The sequence below is a fragment of the Stenotrophomonas maltophilia genome (assembly GCF_025642255.1).
In the GTDB taxonomy this organism is placed as follows: Bacteria; Pseudomonadota; Gammaproteobacteria; order Xanthomonadales; family Xanthomonadaceae; genus Stenotrophomonas; species Stenotrophomonas maltophilia_P.
Map to the genome: position 1 here is coordinate 2,237,426 of NZ_CP106759.1, position 18,988 is coordinate 2,256,413.

Genomic DNA, 18,988 nt, shown 5'->3' on the forward strand with positions numbered 1-18,988 from the left:
ACGCGGGGGTATCTCTATGCAGGACCCGAACATGCCGGCGTTTCCGGCAGCCACAAGGACCCTGCAATGCACGACACCCCCGACAACAGCCAGCTCCTGAACGCCCTGCAGAAGGTCATGGTGATCTCCACCACTGACCTGCAGGGCAACATCACCTACGCCAATGATCTGTTCTGCACGCTCACCGGCTTCGCACGTGAAGAACTGATCGGCCGGCCGCACAGCATCGTGCGCCATCCGGATGTGCCCAAGGCCGTCTACAAGGACATGTGGGACACGATCAAGGCCGGCGGCATCTGGACCGGCATCGTGCCGAACCTGGGCAAGGGTGGCGTGCTCTATGTGGTCGACACCACCGTGCAGCCGCTGTTCGACGCCGAAGGCAACATCACCGCGTACATCAGCATCCGCCGTGTGGTGAACGACCTGATGCAGGACTTCGAGCAGGTCGAGTTCAGCAAGGAGAAATTCGACGACTTCTACGAGGCCGCGTGACCACCATCGCTGCCACACCGGTTCGCCGCCTGCTGGTGGGTTTCGCCTCCGAATCGGGCAATGCCCGCGCCCTGGCCCAGCGCCTGGGCGCGGACCCGGGCCTGCAAGCGCTCGCGCCGCAGGTGCTGCCGTTCAACGACATTGACGTTGCCAGCCTGGGCCAGGGCGATGTGCTGCTGGCGATCTCCAGTTCGTTCGGCGACGGCGAGCCGCCCGCCAACGGCGAACGCTTCTTCCAGAGCGTGTGCCAGACCGGGTCGCTGCCCGGCCTGCGCTACGCGGTGTTCGGCCTGGGCGACACCGGCTACCCTCGATTCTGCGGCTTCACCCGAGCGCTGGACGCGGCGCTGAGCGAACGCCAAGCCCAGCCGCTGCTGCGGCGGGTCGACGCCGACCTCGGCTATGAACGGTTCTTCCAGCAGTGGCAGCCGGTGCTCCGCCAGGTGCTCGAGGGCGATGCCGCCGCCGGCCAGGACCTGCATCTGCAGGTTACCGCCTACGGTGACGACAATGCCTTCGCCGCGCCCATCGTCGAGCGCCACCGCGTCAACAGCAGTGATCCGGCCGCGTGGCACCTGCAGCTGGATATTGCCGGCAGTGGCATGGTCTACCGCGCCGGCGACACGGTGCACGTGCTGCCGGACCACGACCCTGCACTGCTGCAGGCCCTTGCCACCTGGTACGGCGACAATGCGGCCATCGCCATGCTGCAGGACCGCGAACTGCGGCTGCTGGGCAGGGGCGTGCTGCGCGAGCTGGCCAGGCTGGGCGGCAGCGAGCGGTTGAGGTCGCTGCTGAAGGTCAGCCAGAAGCGCGAGCTGGATGCCTACCTGCACGGTCTGGACGTGCTGGATATCCTGCAGGACCACGCCAGCCCGGACCGCGTGCCGCTGGCCAGGCTGCGCGACATCCTGTCAGCGCGCCTGCCACGGGCCTACTCTATCGCCTCGCATCCCGGCAACGGCCAGCTGAGCCTGTGCATACGCGAAGTGCGCTACACCCTGCGCGGCCGCGAGCGTTCCGGTACCGCCACCGGCAGCCTGCTGCGGGGGGGCAGCCACGCCCGCGTGTACTGCCGCTCCAATCCCGGCTTCCATCTGGCCGACACCGGCAGCGCGCCCCTGCTGCTGATCGGCACCGGAACCGGCATCGCGCCGCTGATCGGCCTGGTGCAGCAGGTGCAGGCCAATGGCTGCGGACGCGAACTGCATCTTGTGTTCGGCGAGAAGCATTGCGAACACGATTACCTCTATCGCGAGCAGCTGCAGGACTGGCATGCGCGCGGCGTGCTCGCCGGCCTGCATCCTGCCTTCTCGCGTGACGGAACCGAAAAGGTGTATGTGCAGCATGTGCTGCGGCAGCGCGCCCGCGAAGTAAGGCAGGTGTTGTCCCGCGGCGGGCACCTGTACCTGTGCGGCAACAAGCGCCACCTGGAAGACGCGGTGCGCGAGGCCATCGACGCCATTGGCGGCCAGGGGCATTGGGACCTGCTGCGCGGGGAGGGCCGCATTCACTGCGAGCTGTACTGACCCTGCATCGATTCGGCCGGCCGTGGCCCGGCACGAGCGCATGCATCAATCGCCGACGACCCGGCCGTCCGCCATGTGCGCGACCTGCTGGCCGAAGACGACGGCATCCTGAGGATCGTGGCTGATCAGCAGCAGCGGAATGCCGTTACTGTCCAGCACCGCCGCCAGCTCCTCGCGCAGGTGCTGGCGCAGGTCGTGGTCCAGTGCGGCGAACGGCTCGTCCAGCAGCAATGCCTGCGGTTGGGTCACCATGACCCGCGCCAGGGCCGTACGCTGACGCTGGCCGCCGGAGATCTGCGACGGCAGAAGATCCCCCACGTGGTCGATACGGAACGCCTGCAGCCACTGCTCGACGACGTCGAAGCGCTGGCCACGGCGTGGATTGAACCACCCCCGCTGCAGCCCGAACGCCACGTTCTGGCGCACGCTCAGGTGGGGAAACAGCGCGTAGTCCTGGAACACGTACCCCAGGCGACGCCGCTGCGGTGGCACGTCGACCCGCGCGTGGGAATCGAACAGCACCTGCCCCTGCAGCGTCACATGGCCCTGTCCGGGACGCAGCAGTCCGGCCACGGCCTTGAGCGTCAGGCTTTTGCCTGCCCCGGACGGGCCGAACACCACCACCTGGCGCTGCGTGCACTGCAGCGTGACGTCCAGTTCGAAGACCTGGCCCGCTGCCTGCATCCGGCGCTGCACCTTCAGGTCAAGCCACATCGCGCAGCTCCCTGCGATGCCCGCCCACCAGGCGTGCCGCCAGCAGCAGGATGACGATGCACACTACCGACGTCAGGATCACCAGCGCATTGGCCCTGCCGTCCTGCCCTGCCTGCACCGCCTCGTAGATGGCGATCGACAGCGTCTGCGTACGACCCGGGATGCTGCCGGCCACCATCAGCGTCGCGCCGAACTCACCCATCGCCCGGGCAAACGCCAGCAGGAGGCCGGCGAGAATGCCGCGCCAGGCCAGCGGCAGCGTGATGCGGAAGAACACCGCCGCCTCCGACACGCCGAGCGTGCGCGCGGCCTGCTCCAGCTGCCCGTCCACATCCTCGAACGCCGCGCGTGCCGGCTTGAACACCAGCGGCAGCGAAGCCACTGCCGCGGCGACCACCGCCGCCTGCCAGGTAAAGATCAGGTTGATGCCGAACCACGACTGCAACCACGCGCCAATGGGGCCGTTGCGCCCTATCAGCACCAGCAGGTAATAACCGAGCACCGTCGGCGGCAGCACCATCGGCAGGGTCAGCAGCGAATCCAGCAGTTCGCGGCCGGGGAAGCGCCGACGCGCCAGCAACGCCCCCAATCCAACGCCCAGCACCAGATTGATCGCCGTGGCCCAGCCGGCGACCTTCAGCGACAACCCCAGCGCGCTCCAGTCCAGGTCCATCCGTCAGGGCTTGCCGAACCCGTGCCTGGCCAGGATCGCCTGACCTTGTGCCGACCGCACGAAGGTGGCGAAGCGCCTGGCTTCGGCTGGCTGCGTGCTGGCCCGGGTCACCGCCAGCGGATAGGCGATGCGTCCGGACACCGGCACTGCGAAGGCACGACGCACGCGGCCGGCCATGGCCTGTGCGTCGGTGGCGTAGACGAAACCGGCGTCCACTTCGCCCCGCGCCACGTAATCCAGCGACTGGCGCACGTTCTGCGTGGTGACGATCCTGCTCTGCACCGACGGCCACAGGTCCGCCGCTTCCAGCGCACCCTTGGCATAGCGGCCGACCGGCACGCTGTCCGGGTTGCCCAGCGCGAGGCGCCGCACGTCGGCACCCGCGAGATCCTTCAGGCTACGCGGCCCGCCCCGGGTCTGCGGCGGCACCACCACCCACAGCGCGTTCACCGCGAACACCTCGCGGGTACCGGCAGCCAGCAGGCCCTGCCGCTGTGCCTGATCCATGGTGACTTCGTCGGCCGAAGCAAACACATCGACCGGTGCGCCCCGGCTGATCTGCTGCAGCAGCACGCCGGAGGCGGCGAAGTTGAAATCGACCCGGGCGCCGGGGTGGGCCTTCTCATAGGCGGCACCGAGTTCACGGAAGCTCTCGGTCAGGCTCGACGCCGCCGATACCGTCAGCCCGGCTGCGTACGCCGGCAGCGACGCCAGCATCCCCAGCAACATCAGTCCCGCTCGCATCATCTTCGGCTCCCGGCCAGATTCAGTTCGGATCGGATTCATCGGCCGATGCCAGCAATGCCAGGCGCTCGGGCTGCAACAACAGGATTTCCCGCTGCCTGACCGCGATGATCCCATCATCGCTCAGCCGGCGCAGCACGCGGCTGGCGGTTTCCGGTGCCATCCGCAGGTAATTGGCGATCTCGGTGCGTGCCATCGTCAGGTTGAACCGGGTGGCGGAGAACCCGCGGCGTGCGTAGCGCTCGGACATGTCCAGCAGGAACGCGGCCATCCGCTCTTCGGTGCGATGGTTGGCCGCCAGCAGGGCAACCTTGCCGATCTCCGCACTGAGCAGGCTGAACAGCCGCGCCTGCAGGCCCGGCATGCGGGTGGCCAGCAGGCTCAGCCTGGGGAATGAGATCCGGCACAGGTACACGGTATCCAGCGCCACGGCATTGCAGGGAAAGCGTGCCTCGTGGATCGCGTTCAGGCCGATCACCTCACCGGGCAGACTGAAACCGAGCACCTGCTCGTTGCCCTGGCTGTCATCGACAAACGTCTTGACCATGCCGGCACGCACCGCCGCGATCGAATCGAACGGCTCGCCGGCGCGGAAGATGTAGTCGCCCGCGTGGAACGGGCCGACATGGTCGACCAGCACATGCAGTTCGCCCAGCGCGGCCTTGTCATACCCCTGCGACATGCAGGCATCGGAGAATGCACAGGTACTGCAGAAGTGCAGCGCGTCGCCGTCATCGGCAGCGGCGGGGTTCGGCGTCGCCGCGCCCTGGCGAACCTGGGGGTACGGAGTGGAGAACATCACGAAATGCCTGGATGAAGGCCTTCATCATACGGCAGGCGTGCCACGGCCGGTCTCACGGCGGCGGACGCTGCCCCCGCCGCTGATGGCCGCGCTGGCGCATGCTGTCGCGCACATCCACGTCGAACTGAAGCTGCAACGAACTGTCATCATCCAGCGCGATGGAAAATTCCAGACCCTCACGCGACGGCAGTCGTGCTGCCAGCCCCTGCACTGCATCGCGCGGCAGCACCAGCCGGCAGACCGTGCCACCGTCCAGCAGCACCGCCTGGTCGCCCCCATGCAGCGACAACGCGGTTCCCCACCCGCCCGTGCCACCAAACCGGGTCAGGTTCTCCAGCGAGTCACCGGCCAGCAGTGCTGCCAGTTCCTCTTCATCGACACGCAGGCGCATGGATTGCCGCTGCAGCTGGACTTTCATGTTGCGATGGACTCCCAGTCGGCCCCGGTATTGCAGTTGAACAGCAAGGCACGCTCATTCTCAGGCAGCGGCAACGCCGTCGCCGCCAGCCGCTCCTGCAGGGCACGCAGCGAACGCCGCGCCTGTGGATCTTCGATCAAGGTCCGCAGGGCCCGCCGGCAATGATCATCGATCTGCAGACACATCGGCAATGGCTCGCCGGAGAACACGCTGCAGGCGGAAGGCACCCCGTGCAGCCGATGCAGCAGGGCGCCGGTCAAGCTGGGCATGTCCACCGGCACCACCCACGCAACGGTATCGGGCATGGCCAGAGACACGCTGTAAAGCCCGCCCAGCGGGCCGCAGCGCGCGACCTGGTCGGGAATGCCATCGAAGGCCGGATGGTCACCGCTCACCCACACCCGCTGCGCACCGGCCTCGATCAACACGTCACGCATGTGCTCAAGCAGGGTGCGCCCGCGCCAGGGCAGCAGCGCCTTGTCGCGGCCCATGCGGCTGGACAGGCCTCCAGCCAGCACGATGCCGTCAATGGCCGTGCTCGTGGTCATGGCCATGTGCGGGCGTGCTGTCCGCATGGCACAGGCTGCAGCCCTCGCTCCAGGCGCTGTCGCCATCCTCGTAGTGTTCCTGCTTCCAGATCGGGCACTGGTGCTTCACTGCCTCGATCAGCTGCCGGCACGCGCGGAATGCTTCGTCCCGGTGCGGGCTGCCGGCGGCCACCACCACAGCCACATCGCCGATGCCCAGCCGCCCCCTGGCATGCGCCACATACAGCTTCAGGCGCGGCCCGAACGCCGCCTCCACCTCGGCCGCCAGGCGCTGGATTTCGTTCAGCACCAGCGGCTCGAACAGGTCGTAAGTGATGCCCGTGACCACCCGACCGACGTTCACGTCACGTACCTTGCCGATGAACACGTCGATACCGCCGAAACCCGGGTCGGACACCGCGGCGATCCCTTCTGCCGGGTCGATCGCCCCGTGCGCCCGGTCCACCACCTTCGCAATCGGCTTCGCGTCCATCGCTCAGCCCCCGCTCACCGGCGGCAGGATGGCCACGCGGCCATCCTCCGGCAGCACATCGTGATCGCGCAGCACGCGCTGCTGGTCGGCGAAGGCCGAATAGTCCAGCAGGCCGGCACGGAAACCGGGCCAACGCACCGGCAGCAGCTCGCGCAGCGCCTGGCGCAGGTCGGCCACGGTCGCACCCTGCACCTCCAGCGTGATCTCCCGACGGTCATCCAGATCGGAAAACGCACCGAACAACTGCAACGTCACCTGTTTCATTCCCACTCCCTGCCCGTCAGCTGCACCGGGTCGCCGTGGCCCCAGCCCTGTACGCGCACCGCGCTGCCGGCCGGAACCAGATCGCCCTCGTCCTCCAGCACCACCCAGGCGTTGGCCTGCACCATGGACATCAGACGGAACGATTCCTGTCCGGACAGCACCCGCGCACTCAGCTGGCCCTGCTCGTCCAGCTCCACCCGCGCACGGGCGTGGACGCGCAGACCGGGCGGCTTGCGCACCATCGCCTGCAGGGGAAGCCGCAGCACCGGTTCCTGCGCCAACCCCAGCAGCCGGCGCAGTACAGGCTCGACAAAGAACCGCTGCCCCACTGCCGCCGACACCGGGTTGCCCGGCAGGCCGAAATACAGCGCACCGTCGGGCAGTACCGCAAACAGCAGCGGCTTTCCCGGACGGATCGCCACTTTGTGGAACACGATGCGCGCCCCGCGCGCGCGCAGTGCGTCGGGTACGAAGTCGTAACGGCCCGCAGAGACCGCACCGGTACTGACCAGTACCCGCGCACCGGCCGCCAGTGCCTGGTCCAGCGCTGCATCGAACGCGGCCACATCATCACCGACGGTGCCCTGCCACACCACCTCAGCTCCGGCCGCGTGCAGCCGCCCGACCAGGTAGGGGCGGTTGCTGTCACGGATCTGCCCGGACTCCAGCGCCTGCGTCGCGTCGCTCACCAGCTCCTTGCCGGTGGCAATCACCGCCACCGCCGGTCGCGACATCACCACCACCTCGCCAACGCCAAGGGCGTGCAGCAGGGTCCGTGCGTTGATATCCACCCTCTGTCCCGCCCGCAGCACGCATTCGCCTTCGGCTACGTCCTCGCCCCGCAGGCGTACGTTCTGGCCCGGCCTGACCACGCTCTTCAGCGCGATCCGGGTCGGACGGCCCGCTTCGCTGGCGAGGATCTGCACGTTCTCGATCGGTACCACCGTGTCCAGGCCGCCCGGCATGCGCGCGCCGGTCATGATCTCCCAGGCGCCCTCGCCGCCTTCGGCATCGCCATCACCCGCCGCCTGCCAGCCCTGCACCGTGAATTCGGTACCCGACTCGAACGCCACCCCGTTGGCGCGCAGCGCAAAACCGTCCATTGCCGAATTGTCGAACGGCGGCAATGCCTGCGCGCTGTGGATGTCACTGGCCAGGGTGCGGCCTGCGGCCTCCTGCAGGGGCAGACGCTCGGCGGGAAGCGGCGTGGCCGCCTCCAGCAGGTGCTGCAGTGCTTCACTGTAGAGAATCACGCGTGGTCACCACCGTCGACCATCGCCAGGGCGTGGCCCAGCACCGGCGCCAGGATGTCCAGGCACTGCGCTGCCGCCTTCGGGCTGCCGGGCAGCGCGAACACCAGCATGCTGCCCAGTTGCACCACCTCGGCGCGGCTCAGCCAGGCCATCGGCGTGTGCTGCGCGCTCAGCGCCCGGACCATCTGCGCCAGCCCATGCACCGGCCGCGCGTTCAACGAACGCAGCGCCTCCGGGGTGAGGTCGCGCGGGCCCAGACCGGTACCGCCAGTGCACAGGCACAGGCGCACGCCGTCGGCGGCCAATGCCTGCAGGCGATCCGCCAACGACTCGATGCCATCGGGCAGCACGTCGGCAGCCACCACCTCGCCGCCCAGCCTGTTCAGGCCGGCTACCAGGGTCGGGCCAGAAACGTCCTCATAAGTGCCTTCACTGGCACGGTCGCTCAGGGTGATCACCGCGCAGGCCGCACCTTGCAGGCCCTTCGGCGCACGCGGTCTGAAGCGCGCGCGCTCGGCATCATCCATGCCATCAGGATGCAGCCACAGGCCGCGCTTGCCGCCCTCCTTGAACAGCAGGCGGATACCTTCGATGCGCAGCGCCGGTTCCACCGGCTTGCTCAGGTCGTACAGGGTCAGCAGCGCCGCGTTGACGCCGGCCAGCGCTTCCATTTCCACACCGGTACGCGCCTCGCTGGCACACTCGCACCAGACCCGGATGGCGTGCCGTTCCGGCACCGGCGCGCAGAACACCTGCACCAGCTCCAGCGGCAGCGGATGGCACAGTGGCATCAGCATCGACGCCATCTTCGCCCCCTGCAGGCCGGCGATCTCGGCCATGACCAGCGCATCGCCCTTCGGCAGGCGGCGCTCGACGATCAACGGGTACGCCAGCGGACCGGCATGCAGTTCGCCCACCGCCACCGCCCGCCGGCGACTGATGCGCTTGTTGCGGACATCGGCCATATGGAATGCCGCGTTCAGTTCCCCACTCATCGTGCTGCTCATCCTCCGATGGAAGCCAGGTGCGGGGTCAGCCCGGTCCGGCCCTGGTGCAGGCCATGCCCGGCCGCTTTCAGGCCAAGCTGGGTGGTGATGCGCGCCAGCAGCGCGTCATGGTCGTCATCGTGCTGCAGCAGCGCGCGCAGCGGCACGCCGAAGTCGCCGAACAGGCACAGCCGCAGGTCTCCCCTGGCTGTTACCCGCAAGCGGTTGCAGCCCTTGCAGAAATCGCGCGAGTACGGCGCGATGATGCCGATGCTGCCGCGATGGTCCGGGTGGCCGAACTCGCGCGCCGGGCCGGCATCGGCCGCCCGTGCACGCTCGCGCCAGCCGGCAGCCAGCAACTGATCGATCACCCCGTCGGCACGCAGGTGATGCTGCTGGAAATAGGCTTCGTTGTCGCCGGTGCGCATCAGTTCGATGAAGCGCACGCTGAAGGGACGGTCGCGCAGGTACGCCATCCACTGCGGCAGCTCATCGTCGTTGAGGCCGCGCAGCAGCACCGCGTTGAGCTTGATCGACGGCAGGCCCAGCGCCTGCGCCAGGGCCAGGCCCTGCTCGATCTCCGGCAGGCGGTCATGCCCGGTGATCGCAGCAAAGCGTTCGCGCCGCAGACTGTCCACGCTGACGTTCAGCGCCGTCAGGCCGGCGCGGTGCCAACCCGGCAGGCGACGCGGCAACTGCGTGCCGTTGGTGGTGATGGCCACTTTGCCGATACCCGGCACCGCCGCCACCGCCGCAATGATGTCATCAAGATCCTTGCGCAGGCTGGGCTCGCCACCGGTCAGCCGGATCTTGCTCATGCCCAGCGCCGCGAAGGCGCGGACCAGGCGGCTGATCTCCTCGACCTGCAGGAAGCGCGGGCGGCCATCGGCCTGGTACCCCTCCGGCAGGCAATAGCCACAACGGAAGTTGCAGGCTTCGGTCAACGACAGGCGCAGGTACGGAAAGCTGCGTCCGAAACCGTCGGTGAGTTGGCTCATGGCTGGTCCACCTTCTTGCTCCACCGTCCTGCCTGTTGCCGCGTGATGTCGGCGCATCACAGCATGCGGCCTGCGCTGCCACGGGAGTGTGACTGGGCCCATCATGAACGATTTCCGGCAGCGGGTGCACGCTGCCGGGCAACAGGAAGAGCCGCAGCCAGTGTCCGGATGGATGCGCGCCAGGCTGACCGCGCCGCCCACCGGGCCGGCGGTGGAGCGTCTACCTGCGGGCAGATCGTGTGCGCTTGCCGCCGTTGTGCTGCGCAGCCGCGCGGCTCTGTGCGAACTCGGGGAAGGTCTGCTCGATCGGGTCCACGTCCGGCAGGATGTAGAACACCCCGCCCCGCTCGAAGGTGGAACGGATGATGCGTTCGTAGAACTCCGGCGAGACGTTGATGCAGCCGTGGGTGACGCGGTTGTCGTCCGGCGACGGCGATGCCAGGCGCTCGACACGCCTCTCTGCTGGAACGCCGGTTGCGGTCGGATGGATGGAGACTGCGGACTCGTAGTCCACCCACAGCACCCGCCCTGCATCGATCGAAGGGCCGTAGCCGCCCACGAAGCGACCTGCAGGCGTGGTGCGGTCCCGTCCCGGAATGGCACGCAGGGCGAGACCCGCAACGCCGGGCGCGGTGTGGTCGCCGGTCGCTGAACCGAACAATGCAGGGGCCGCGCCGCGCAGCCGGCCGTCGCCACCGAACACCAGGATCTGCGCGGCAGCCTTGTCCATGACTGCGAACGGATAGCCCTGGCTGTCCTTGGACGCCACGACCCAGCCCGCCAGTTCGATCACGGTTTCGGAGACATCCTGGCCGGGTGGCAGTTCATCAACGGCGGCCGACGGCGGCGCGACGGCATCTTCCGCATTGACGACACCAACCACCAGGAACGCCAACGCCACTGCCAGAGCAGCGCGATGGGCACGGCGCGCAAGGGAGGAGTGGGTATGGATGGGAGCATTCCTCGAAAACTGTTTTACGGGAGGACACCAGTGGCCGCTGCGGCCACTGGGCCCCTGACTCGGATGTGCAGGCTACAGGTGGTCAGCCGCGCGGGGTGCGGCGAGGTGCCCGTTCAAGCTGCTGGACGCGGCCTTCGATCTGATCCAGACGCTGGTTGGCCTGCTGCGCCGACTGATTGGCCGACTCGGCGCTCTGCGCCGCACCCTGCACCTTCACATCAAGCTGGTCGAGCCGCGAGTTGATCGTTGCGAAATCGTCCTTGTAGGTGGCGCAGGCCCCAAGGCCTACGGTGGCGACAATCGCCACACCGAGCGTACGTGCCATCATCAGGTGCTGCTTGGTAAGAATCATTCCACTCCCTCCTTCGTCTGGGGTGTCTGGAATATAGCGGCGTTTCGGCACACTCTCCGATTGGCTTTCAGCTGCAGGTGGAAGACGTGGACGTCGCGTGAAGACCCCGTCTCAACCGCGTCGCCAAGCCAATCCGGCGGCAATCGCCAAGGATGCCGCGATCACCAGCGAGGCCACCACGAACGCGGTGCGCACCTCCGCGGGCGTTGCCGTGTCAGGCGCGACGGCGAAGAACACACCGCCCACCAACGCCACCGACAGCGCCGCACTGATCTGCAGTGTCGCACTCACGATGCCTGCGGCCAGCCCGGCGTGGCGGGCATCCACATGGTCCACGCTCTGCTTCACCAGCGCCGGAAGCGCAATGCCCTGTCCTGCGCCGATCAGAAACAGCGGAAGCGGCAGCCACGACGGCATGTCCAGCAGCGCGAGCGTTGCGACCGCCAGCAGGCCCGCAACCTCCATCACCATCCCATGCGATGCACCCTGTGCGGCCAGCCGCCGGAACGCCGAACCACACAGCGGCCCGAGAAGGAAACCCAGCCCCAACGGCAGGATCGCCAACCCCGCCGACGCGCTGCTGCGCCCCAGCGCGGACTGCTGATACACCGCGAAGACGAGAAAGAACGCAGCCAGCGCGTAGAAGAAGAATGTCGCTGACAGACTGCGCCTCAACCCGCGTATCTGCAGCAGCGATGGCAATACCAGCGGCATCTGCCCACGCCCCACGCATCGCTGCTCATGCCTCCAGAACAACAGCAGCAGGGGGCCGCTTGCCAGCAGCAGTCCTACGCACCACCACGGCCACTGGCGCTGGCGGCCCTCGATGATCGGTACCACCAGCGCCAGCAACGACGCCGCCAGCGCCACCGCTCCGACAGCGTCCAGCCGTGCTCCCTGGCGGGCGTGCGACTCACGCAGCAGCACGAATGCAGCCGGCACCGCGGCTGCGATGATGGGAAGATTGATGAGGAACACGCTCCTCCACCCTGTTCCCCACAGATCGGCTGTGACCAATACACCCCCGAGCAGTTGCCCGCCCACCGACGCGAGGCCGAAGGTGGCGCCATACAGGCCAAGCGCACGGCGCTTCTCGCTGTCCGGGAACAGGGCATGGATCGATGCCAATGACTGCGGGGCCATCAGCGCGGCCGACATCCCCTGCAGCAGCCGTCCGGCCACCAGCACTTCAGCCGCAGGCGCCAGGCCGCACAGCGCCGATGCCAGGCCAAACCCCAGCATGCCTGCGATGAACACCCGTTTCCTGCCGTAGATGTCGCCCAGCCGGCCTCCCAGGATCAGGGTCACCGCGTAGGCCGTGGCGTAGACCGAGATGACCAGCTGCGAGACATCCGGGGGCGCGTGCAGATCGACACGGATGGCCGGCAACGCGACATTGACGATGAAGAAGTCGAGCGGCGGCAGCAGCGTGCCTGTCAGCAGTACAGCCAATGCCATCCAACGGCGCGGATAGGGCGACACGGGGCCCGCAGCGTCAGCCGGTAGATTCATGTCGTCCCCCACTCAGCGCATGCCGCCTGAGGCAAGCAGGGTGTCGCCGCTCATCCATCGCGCATCATCGGAGGCGAGAAACGCAACGATCGGCGCCACGTCCAGTACCTGGCCTGTCCGGCCCAGTGGTGTCTGCGCCAGATTCCAGGCCTGGAACCCGGAATCGACGACACCCGCAGCATGTGTGCCCTCGGTCTCGATCAGGCCGGGATTGACCGCGTTGACACGGATACCGCGCGGACCAAGCTCCCTGGACAACACGCCGGTGATGGCGTCCATCGCGCCCTTCGAACCGGTGTAGATGGCGCTGTCCACCGGCAGGATGCGGGTCACGAATGAACTGATGTTGATGATGCTTGCACCGGGCCGCAGATGGGGAACGGTGGCGGCAGTGACCAGCAGCGGGCCCAGCACATTGATGTCGAACTGGTGGCGATAGAGCGCCTCGGTGGTGTCCTCGATCTTCGCGAACCGGTACACGCCCGAGTTGTTCACCACTACATCCAGCCTGCCGAACGCATCCAGGGCCGTGGCCACCAGTGCATCGACCTCGCGCGCGTCACGCACGTCGGCGCGCACCGCCAGCGCCCGACCACCGGCGGCTTCGATATCGGCAACGACCCGTTCGGCGCCCTCCCGGCTCGAGGCGTAGTTGACGACGACGCTGGCGCCGTCGGCCGCCAGGCGGCGGGCAACCGCAGCGCCAATGCCCTTCGAAGCGCCGGTGACCAGCGCGACCTTGTCTTTCAGCGTGTTCATATCAAGCGGATCCAGTTCCAGGGGGAGGCGGTCAGTGCGACCGGGGCCCATGCTGGACCTTTCAAACTTGTATGTGGACTGACACTGATGCACATTTGCCGTACATTTTTGAACGAGCATGATCATGGAATGGGGTGATGTCCGCGTCTTCCTGGCGATCGTGCGGGGCGGGTCTCTGGGTGAGGCCGCGCGTCGCCTTGGTGTCAGCCATCCCACGGTAGGCCGCCGGTTGAAGGCCCTTGAACAGCACGCCCGGCAGCCCCTGCTGCGGCGGACGCGGGACGGGCTGGTCACGACCGATGCCGGTGATGCGGTGCTGGCCCTGGCCGAGGCCATGGAGAACTCCGCCCTGGCCATGGAGCGCCGCCTGGAAGGCAGCCCGGGCCGGCTGGAAGGCATTCTGCGCATTTCGAGCGCGGACTGGTTTGCCTGCCACGTGCTGACGCCCGTGCTCGCCGAACTGGTACGCCGGCATCCGGCGGTGGTTCCGGAACTGATCGCCAGCTATCGACTGCTGGACCTGTCGCGCCGCGATGCCGACGTCGCGTTCCGCATCGTGCCGTTCAGTGAGCCGGACATCGTCCAGCGCCTCGTGATGACCCTGCCCTACGGCCTGTATGGTTCGGTCTCGACCATCGCCCGGCTGCAGGACGACCCCGATTCGGTCGGACTCATCCTGATGAACACCGCGCAGTCGCACTTCCCCGACGTGGAATGGTTGCTGCAGCGGTTTCCGCGTTCGCCGCGCGCATTCACCAGTACCAGTCGCAGTGTCCAGGCGCAGATGTGCCTGCACGGTACCGGTATCGCCGTGCTGCCCCGTGCGTTGGGTGACGCGGTGGCCGGACTGCAGCGCATCGACTCACACGGGACGCCCCCTTCGCGGGGCATCTGGGTGGGCTATCACCAGGATCTGCGCCACATGGACCGTCTGCGTGCCCTGCTGGACATCCTCGATTCGACGCTGCCGCCAACAGGCGCCACCCCCTCGGCAGGGAAACGGACAGCATGATTCCGTTCACGGGCGTTGACCTATGGTCCACCTCACCAGGCCGGCAGGACCGGTCACTGACAGGAGGATGCCATGAGGACCCGACACGTCGTACCTGCTCTGATGGTGGCACTGCTCGCCGTCGCACCGGCCTGGGCGGATCCGCCGCACCACGCCCGCGGAAACGGTCCCCCACCGCACGCAGGCGGGCCGCACAATCGCGACGCACCGCCGCCAGGATGGCAGAAGAAGGCATGGCGGCGCGGCGATCATCTGCCGTGGGCGGAAGTGGATCGTCGCTACTGGGTGGATGACTACGCACGCTACAGGCTGCGTGATCCCGGCCGCGGCCAGCGCTGGGTCCGCCAGAGCGACACCGAGTATCTGCTTGTTGAAATCGCCACCGGCGTGATCGTCGACGCGCTGCGTCGGTGAACGCAGCCCTGGCTGACCCATCGGGCGCAGACGCGCGATGGGTCAGCCCTTCCTGCGCTGCCTGCCGCTGCTGCGTCCAGCGGTGGGCGCTGAAGGGCTAGTTCGGCAGCGCGCGCGCGTTACCGTTTGGCCGCAGATGGAGATGCCCGGTTCCGGTATCCAGCAGGATGTTGAAGTTGCGCAGTGTTTCGCTGCCCAGCGTGCCGTCGGCATTGGATCCATCCTCATCGATGGTGAACGACACCTTGGGCTGTTCCAGTCGCAGCCCGCCCACATCGACCGATGCGATCCGTGCATCGACGGCCCGGATCTTCCTGCCCGCCGAGCCGCTGAACTGTGAGGTACCGATCGTGCGGGTGAACACCTCCTGCAGTCGGTGGCGCGAGCTGTACGCATGACCCAGATCGATGGCGCCGTTGCTGCCGGTGTCCACGAACAGCCAGGCCGCAAGTGTCGAGCCACCCTCACGCAGAAGCACTTCGATGGCGGGCGTATTGTCGATCCAGCGGACGTTCGCGCGGGTGTATCCGTGCAGATCCGGCAACCGGTCGTGCACGTGCAGCAGCTTGCGGTCGTAGTCGATCTCGATGATGCGCCCCGCGAAGAATGTCCAGCCAAGCACGGCGTCGAACGGACGCTTGCCGTAGTCGATCACGGCCGCCCCCATCGTCCGGCGCATGTCTCCCACGACGACCGTGTTGTGGGTACTGTAGTCCACGAAACTCACGCCATCGGAGCCGGTGTTCTCGGAGCGGTCATCGACCTGCATCGACGCGGCCTTGCGGGTGGCAACCGTGACTGCCAGTCCGTCAGCGCCGGTGTCGACAAGAAAGCGCAGCGGTCCTGACTGGTTGATCCGCCCTTCCACATAGATCCGATGATCCTTGTCCTGCTCGAAAGGAAGGGTGATCGTCCCGGCCGCGGCGCGGGGCTGCGGAAGAACAAGCAGCCCCGCAACCAGGGCGACGTACCACGAGCGTATGGACTGGCGCATTGATGGCTTCCAGTGGAGGCAACGGCAGATTGCCGCCTGCCTTGGATGCGGCAGGGGTGCAGAAGGTTTAGACGCCCGCCGCGCTGCCCTCGATGATTCCGGACCGAAGCAAACGGGCGCCCGGCGCCCGCGGCCCCGTGTTGCCATCCGGCGCTGACGTCGGCGACCGCAGCATGCACGGGCCGTTGACGTCGCAATGCCAGACTGCTGGAGCGCGCTCCACCGTGGAGCGCCGTTGGTCGTGCGATCTTGGGGGGATCGGCAATGCCCTACTTCACTGATTCGACCGAGGTGGCCGTCGAGGGTATCGGCGCGGCGCGGCGCATCGGTTGGATGCGGTTCGTCGGCAGCAGCCTGGCGGCGCTGCCCCTGGCGTCCATCCTGCTCGAACGCCAGGATGGTGTGTGGCCATGGACGCTGCTGCTGCTCAACGCGCTGGCATGGCCGACGATCGCTCTGGTCCTCACCCGGCGTTCCCCCGAGCCGGCCGCCACCCAGTTCCGCTGCATGGTGCTCGATTCCTTCCTTGGCGGCGCGTGGATCGCGTTCATCGCCCTCAGCATCGTGCCCAGCGCGCTGTTCACCGCTCTGCTGGTGGCCGACAAGATCGCAGCAGGGGGAGTGCGGCTGGCGCTGCGGGCGACGCTGGCGCTGGTGCTGGGTTTTGGACTCGTCTGGTTCGCGCTGGGCTTCCCCTACCAGCCGACCACCTCGCAACGCAGCATCATGCTGAGCATGCCGTTCCTGTTCGTGTACGGCATCGGCCTCAGCATCCTGAGCTGGCAACTCGCGCGCCGGGTCAAATCACAGAACCGGCAGCTGCGGCGGCTGAGCCGGATGGATCCGCTGGTGGAGCTGGCCAACCGGGGCTTCCTGATCCACCGTGCCCAGCAGGCGCTGGACAAATCCCAGCGCCACGGCGGCATGGCGTGCCTGTTGATGCTGGATGTGGATGACTTCAAGCGCATCAACGACTCGCAGGGGCATCGCGCCGGCGATCAGGTCCTGCGGAATATCGCCACGACACTGCGCGAATTCGCCAGCCCGGCCGATACAGCTGCACGGCTCGGGGGGGATGAGTTCGTCGTGCTGCTGCGCGACTGCGCCGCGTCAGACGCCATGCAGATGGCGGCACGCATCCGGCAACGCCTGCACGAGAACGCACGCCGGACAGGACCGGCGAGCGATTTCAGTGTCAGCATGGGAGTCGCTGCGAGCCCGCGACACGGCAGTGTCGAGGACTGGCTGGCACTGGCCGACCGAGCCCTCTACCACGCCAAGCGGCAAGGCAAGGACACCGCCAGTTTCGCCGAGTAATGGCCGCGTAGCAGCGTCATCCCGGTCGGTCGCGGTCCCGATCCGGATCAGTGCGCCAGGGCGAAATCCAGGCCCGCACAGACCGCCGCGACCTGCGCGTCGTTGCACTCCTGCGGGTGGGTACGCGGACTGTCCGGGTAGACCTCCGTGGTGGTGGCAAAACGCGCATCGGTGAATCCGGCGCAGGCCCCGATCGAGCGCGATTCACCCCATACCACGCCCGGTGACTGCAACGGCAGGCCGACCAGGTTGCCTTCGGCATCGGCCGGGGCGATATGGGTGATCGGCGCCACGGCAGCGATCAGCGCCCGCTGGAATGCCGGTTGCGGGTCTTCGCTGTTGCCGATCACGTAGAAGCCATCGGGAATGGTGTCCCGCTCGAAGGGCTTGCCATCACGGGCGCAACGGGCCGGGTCGAACTCGTGCAGGTCGCTGTCAGTGGTTTCGTGCAGGTCCAGGTGCACCCGGATGTCGGCCTTGCGCCCGGCCACCCAGCGCATCAGCGAGGCGGCTTCCTCGATCAGGCCGCCGTCGCGGAAGCTGCGGTTCGGGTCCAGGGCAGCGGGGTTCCAGCGCTGGATGCGCTCATAGCCCCACGGACTCACGCAGGGGGCCACGATCAGGTTCAGACGCCCCAGGTAGCGCTCGGCCTGCTGCTCCAGGAACTGCAGGGCACCGTGTACGCCGCTGGTCTCATATCCATGCACGCCGCCGGTAACCAGCGCCGTCGGCAGTGCCGAGTTCCAGTCGTGGTTGACCACGGCGAACAGGGGATAGTGGTCCGGCGCGTAATCGAGCTGCCCGTACTGGATCACGTCGAAACGCTCGTCCAGGCGTTCCAGCGCCGCCACCACATCGTCATGGTAGCTGCGCTGGCGTTGCTGGCGGGCCCGCCACTGCGCGCGTTCCGGATCGCCCCAGGGCTGTCCGGGGGTGCCGATCGGGTAGAACTGCGCAACAGTCATGGGTGCTCCAGAGGTCGAACGTGGTGAGTGCAGCCGGTCATTCTAAGCCTTGTGGCGCCTGCGGGCCCGCCCACCCGTCCCGCCCTTCATCCAGCCAGGCTCATCTGGCTGTAAAATCAACGGTTTTTGGCCCCTCACCCCTTGATGGCGAACGCAGCGCAGACGGTCCTGGGTGGACCGGATTTCCTTCGCCTGCTCGCCCGTCTCAGCGACGGCGCGATGCCGGCCACCAGTCCCGTCCTGACCGATCGCCTCGGTCAGTGGGTGGACTGGAGCCGTGCTGTCGCGCTGTCGACGGCACTGGGCGGACGCGTGCCTGCAGCGGCGGACGCGGGCGAGGCGATGGACGACCTGCTGGCCGACTGCGAGCAGGCCCATGCCAGCCTGCTGGCGTCGATTCGTGACGACGCCGAAGCCGAGCGCCTGCTCGATCTGGCCGAGGCGGCCGCCACACCCACCTTTGCCTCGTTGCGGCAGCGCTACCGGGTGCTGCAGCAGGCCATCCAGACCGCGACCGGACGCCTGCGCGGACGCCTCCGTGACCAGTTGCTGCGGGCCTCGCCCGATTTGGCGCGGCTGGCCGAGATCGACGCCGTGATGGAGCAGACCCTCAGCCCGCGCGAGCACAGCCTGCTGGCCATCGCCCCGGCAGTGCTGGGCACCCGCTTCGACCGCGTGCATGGCCAGCCTGGCTGGCGCACCGCATTCCGCCATGACATGCGCTCGCTGCTGCTTGCCGAGCTGCAGCTGCGCTTCCACCCGATCGAGGGGCTGCTGGCAGCCCTGCGCTCCCACTGACCCGGAAC

General features: G+C 67.7%; 23 protein-coding genes. 6 read left to right on the top strand and 17 right to left on the bottom strand.

All coding sequences use genetic code 11. From position 1 onward, the window contains the following. The first annotated feature begins 66 nt into the window (after positions 1-66). Complete coding sequence (locus N8888_RS10280) at positions 67-495, top strand: PAS domain-containing protein (protein ID WP_263174484.1); 429 nt, start codon at positions 67-69, stop codon at positions 493-495. Beyond that, complete coding sequence (locus N8888_RS10285) at positions 492-2,024, top strand: flavodoxin domain-containing protein (RefSeq protein ID WP_263174486.1); 1,533 nt, start codon at positions 492-494, stop codon at positions 2,022-2,024. Before N8888_RS10280 ends, N8888_RS10285 begins: the two co-directional genes overlap by 4 nt. A gap of 45 nt (positions 2,025-2,069) precedes the next feature. On the opposite strand, the gene N8888_RS10290 is transcribed toward N8888_RS10285, so the two are convergent. The 15 genes from N8888_RS10290 to N8888_RS10360 form a co-directional block, all read right to left on the bottom strand. Then, entirely contained in the window at positions 2,070-2,738 is a 669-nt protein-coding gene (locus tag N8888_RS10290; RefSeq protein ID WP_263174488.1) for a sulfate/molybdate ABC transporter ATP-binding protein, read from the bottom strand. After that, the gene (gene modB / locus N8888_RS10295) at positions 2,728-3,411 is read right to left on the bottom strand and encodes a molybdate ABC transporter permease subunit (protein ID WP_065176130.1); all 684 of its coding nucleotides are present in this window, start codon (positions 3,409-3,411) and stop codon (positions 2,728-2,730) included. The genes N8888_RS10290 and modB overlap by 11 nt, the downstream gene beginning before the upstream one ends. 3 nt (positions 3,412-3,414) lie before the next feature. Then, the gene (gene modA / locus N8888_RS10300; protein ID WP_263174491.1) at positions 3,415-4,158 is read right to left on the bottom strand and encodes a molybdate ABC transporter substrate-binding protein; all 744 of its coding nucleotides are present in this window, start codon (positions 4,156-4,158) and stop codon (positions 3,415-3,417) included. A 19-nt stretch (positions 4,159-4,177) separates the two neighbouring features. Next, positions 4,178-4,954, bottom strand: a complete 777-nt coding sequence (locus N8888_RS10305; protein WP_053519761.1) for a helix-turn-helix domain-containing protein — start codon at positions 4,952-4,954, stop codon at positions 4,178-4,180. Between the two features lie 55 nt (positions 4,955-5,009). After that, a complete protein-coding gene (locus N8888_RS10310) occupies positions 5,010-5,375 on the bottom strand; it encodes a hypothetical protein (protein WP_111186844.1) in 366 nt (121 codons plus the stop codon). Further along, positions 5,372-5,929, bottom strand: a complete 558-nt coding sequence (gene mobA / locus N8888_RS10315; protein ID WP_430542946.1) for a molybdenum cofactor guanylyltransferase — start codon at positions 5,927-5,929, stop codon at positions 5,372-5,374. The genes N8888_RS10310 and mobA overlap by 4 nt, the downstream gene beginning before the upstream one ends. Then, positions 5,901-6,395 carry a molybdenum cofactor biosynthesis protein MoaE gene (locus N8888_RS10320; RefSeq protein ID WP_065183010.1) on the bottom strand — a complete coding sequence of 165 codons (495 nt, stop codon included), beginning with the start codon at positions 6,393-6,395 and terminating at the stop codon, positions 5,901-5,903. The genes mobA and N8888_RS10320 overlap by 29 nt, the downstream gene beginning before the upstream one ends. 3 nt (positions 6,396-6,398) lie before the next feature. After that, positions 6,399-6,659: a MoaD/ThiS family protein gene (locus tag N8888_RS10325; RefSeq protein ID WP_193395874.1), complete on the bottom strand. Its 261-nt coding sequence runs from the start codon at positions 6,657-6,659 to the stop codon at positions 6,399-6,401. Continuing rightward, a complete protein-coding gene (locus N8888_RS10330; protein WP_263174498.1) occupies positions 6,656-7,912 on the bottom strand; it encodes a molybdopterin molybdotransferase MoeA in 1,257 nt (418 codons plus the stop codon). Before N8888_RS10330 ends, N8888_RS10325 begins: the two co-directional genes overlap by 4 nt. Then, positions 7,909-8,907 (bottom strand): bifunctional molybdenum cofactor biosynthesis protein MoaC/MoaB, encoded by a 999-nt coding sequence (gene moaCB, locus N8888_RS10335; protein WP_263174499.1) that lies wholly within the window; start codon positions 8,905-8,907, stop codon positions 7,909-7,911. Before moaCB ends, N8888_RS10330 begins: the two co-directional genes overlap by 4 nt. Positions 8,908-8,915: 8 nt before the next feature. Beyond that, on the bottom strand, positions 8,916-9,896 hold the full coding sequence (gene moaA, locus N8888_RS10340; RefSeq protein WP_128988285.1) for a GTP 3',8-cyclase MoaA: 981 nt from the start codon (positions 9,894-9,896) through the stop codon (positions 8,916-8,918). 220 nt (positions 9,897-10,116) lie between these two features. After that, the gene (locus tag N8888_RS10345; protein WP_263174503.1) at positions 10,117-10,797 is read right to left on the bottom strand and encodes a L,D-transpeptidase; all 681 of its coding nucleotides are present in this window, start codon (positions 10,795-10,797) and stop codon (positions 10,117-10,119) included. A gap of 142 nt (positions 10,798-10,939) precedes the next feature. Beyond that, positions 10,940-11,209, bottom strand: coding sequence for a hypothetical protein (locus N8888_RS10350; RefSeq protein ID WP_053519770.1), 270 nt, complete (start codon positions 11,207-11,209; stop codon positions 10,940-10,942). Between the two features lie 111 nt (positions 11,210-11,320). Beyond that, complete coding sequence (locus tag N8888_RS10355; RefSeq protein ID WP_263174505.1) at positions 11,321-12,721, bottom strand: MFS transporter; 1,401 nt, start codon at positions 12,719-12,721, stop codon at positions 11,321-11,323. Positions 12,722-12,733: 12 nt separating this feature from the next. Beyond that, a complete protein-coding gene (locus N8888_RS10360) occupies positions 12,734-13,480 on the bottom strand; it encodes a glucose 1-dehydrogenase (RefSeq protein ID WP_065183016.1) in 747 nt (248 codons plus the stop codon). A gap of 118 nt (positions 13,481-13,598) precedes the next feature. Here N8888_RS10360 and N8888_RS10365 point away from each other — a divergent pair, with 118 nt between their 5' ends. Both N8888_RS10365 and N8888_RS10370 read left to right on the top strand, forming a co-directional pair. Continuing rightward, positions 13,599-14,492 carry a LysR family transcriptional regulator gene (locus N8888_RS10365; RefSeq protein WP_253118553.1) on the top strand — a complete coding sequence of 298 codons (894 nt, stop codon included), beginning with the start codon at positions 13,599-13,601 and terminating at the stop codon, positions 14,490-14,492. Positions 14,493-14,564: 72 nt separating this feature from the next. Beyond that, the gene (locus N8888_RS10370; RefSeq protein WP_053519774.1) at positions 14,565-14,906 is read left to right on the top strand and encodes an RcnB family protein; all 342 of its coding nucleotides are present in this window, start codon (positions 14,565-14,567) and stop codon (positions 14,904-14,906) included. A gap of 97 nt (positions 14,907-15,003) precedes the next feature. Here the strand turns inward: N8888_RS10370 and N8888_RS10375 are convergent, their stop codons facing one another. After that, positions 15,004-15,900, bottom strand: coding sequence for a retropepsin-like aspartic protease (locus N8888_RS10375; RefSeq protein WP_263174509.1), 897 nt, complete (start codon positions 15,898-15,900; stop codon positions 15,004-15,006). A 264-nt stretch (positions 15,901-16,164) separates the two neighbouring features. Between N8888_RS10375 and N8888_RS10380 the strand changes: the two genes are divergently transcribed. Continuing rightward, positions 16,165-17,217, top strand: coding sequence for a sensor domain-containing diguanylate cyclase (locus N8888_RS10380; protein ID WP_111186834.1), 1,053 nt, complete (start codon positions 16,165-16,167; stop codon positions 17,215-17,217). Between the two features lie 47 nt (positions 17,218-17,264). On the opposite strand, the gene N8888_RS10385 is transcribed toward N8888_RS10380, so the two are convergent. Further along, positions 17,265-18,182 carry a M14 family metallopeptidase gene (locus tag N8888_RS10385; RefSeq protein WP_263174513.1) on the bottom strand — a complete coding sequence of 306 codons (918 nt, stop codon included), beginning with the start codon at positions 18,180-18,182 and terminating at the stop codon, positions 17,265-17,267. 144 nt (positions 18,183-18,326) lie between these two features. Between N8888_RS10385 and N8888_RS10390 the strand changes: the two genes are divergently transcribed. Next, positions 18,327-18,980 carry a DUF3348 family protein gene (locus N8888_RS10390; protein ID WP_065175212.1) on the top strand — a complete coding sequence of 218 codons (654 nt, stop codon included), beginning with the start codon at positions 18,327-18,329 and terminating at the stop codon, positions 18,978-18,980. Positions 18,981-18,988 lie beyond the last annotated feature (8 nt).

Excerpts from the sequence above, each read along its gene's own strand:
- N8888_RS10280 (WP_263174484.1), top strand. The coding sequence starts at position 67 with ATGCACGACACCCCCGACAACAGCCAGCTCCTGAACGCCCTGCAGAAG.
- N8888_RS10290 (WP_263174488.1), bottom strand. The coding sequence starts at position 2,738 with ATGTGGCTTGACCTGAAGGTGCAGCGCCGGATGCAGGCAGCGGGCCAG.
- modB (WP_065176130.1), bottom strand. The coding sequence starts at position 3,411 with ATGGACCTGGACTGGAGCGCGCTGGGGTTGTCGCTGAAGGTCGCCGGC.
- modA (WP_263174491.1), bottom strand. The coding sequence starts at position 4,158 with ATGATGCGAGCGGGACTGATGTTGCTGGGGATGCTGGCGTCGCTGCCG.
- N8888_RS10305 (WP_053519761.1), bottom strand. The coding sequence starts at position 4,954 with ATGTTCTCCACTCCGTACCCCCAGGTTCGCCAGGGCGCGGCGACGCCG.
- N8888_RS10310 (WP_111186844.1), bottom strand. The coding sequence starts at position 5,375 with ATGAAAGTCCAGCTGCAGCGGCAATCCATGCGCCTGCGTGTCGATGAA.
- mobA (WP_430542946.1), bottom strand. The coding sequence starts at position 5,929 with ATGGCCATGACCACGAGCACGGCCATTGACGGCATCGTGCTGGCTGGA.
- N8888_RS10320 (WP_065183010.1), bottom strand. The coding sequence starts at position 6,395 with ATGGACGCGAAGCCGATTGCGAAGGTGGTGGACCGGGCGCACGGGGCG.
- N8888_RS10325 (WP_193395874.1), bottom strand. The coding sequence starts at position 6,659 with ATGAAACAGGTGACGTTGCAGTTGTTCGGTGCGTTTTCCGATCTGGAT.
- moaCB (WP_263174499.1), bottom strand. The coding sequence starts at position 8,907 with ATGAGTGGGGAACTGAACGCGGCATTCCATATGGCCGATGTCCGCAAC.
- moaA (WP_128988285.1), bottom strand. The coding sequence starts at position 9,896 with ATGAGCCAACTCACCGACGGTTTCGGACGCAGCTTTCCGTACCTGCGC.
- N8888_RS10350 (WP_053519770.1), bottom strand. The coding sequence starts at position 11,209 with ATGATTCTTACCAAGCAGCACCTGATGATGGCACGTACGCTCGGTGTG.
- N8888_RS10355 (WP_263174505.1), bottom strand. The coding sequence starts at position 12,721 with ATGAATCTACCGGCTGACGCTGCGGGCCCCGTGTCGCCCTATCCGCGC.
- N8888_RS10360 (WP_065183016.1), bottom strand. The coding sequence starts at position 13,480 with ATGAACACGCTGAAAGACAAGGTCGCGCTGGTCACCGGCGCTTCGAAG.
- N8888_RS10365 (WP_253118553.1), top strand. The coding sequence starts at position 13,599 with ATGATCATGGAATGGGGTGATGTCCGCGTCTTCCTGGCGATCGTGCGG.
- N8888_RS10370 (WP_053519774.1), top strand. The coding sequence starts at position 14,565 with ATGAGGACCCGACACGTCGTACCTGCTCTGATGGTGGCACTGCTCGCC.
- N8888_RS10375 (WP_263174509.1), bottom strand. The coding sequence starts at position 15,900 with ATGCGCCAGTCCATACGCTCGTGGTACGTCGCCCTGGTTGCGGGGCTG.
- N8888_RS10380 (WP_111186834.1), top strand. The coding sequence starts at position 16,165 with ATGCCCTACTTCACTGATTCGACCGAGGTGGCCGTCGAGGGTATCGGC.
- N8888_RS10385 (WP_263174513.1), bottom strand. The coding sequence starts at position 18,182 with ATGACTGTTGCGCAGTTCTACCCGATCGGCACCCCCGGACAGCCCTGG.
- N8888_RS10390 (WP_065175212.1), top strand. The coding sequence starts at position 18,327 with ATGGCGAACGCAGCGCAGACGGTCCTGGGTGGACCGGATTTCCTTCGC.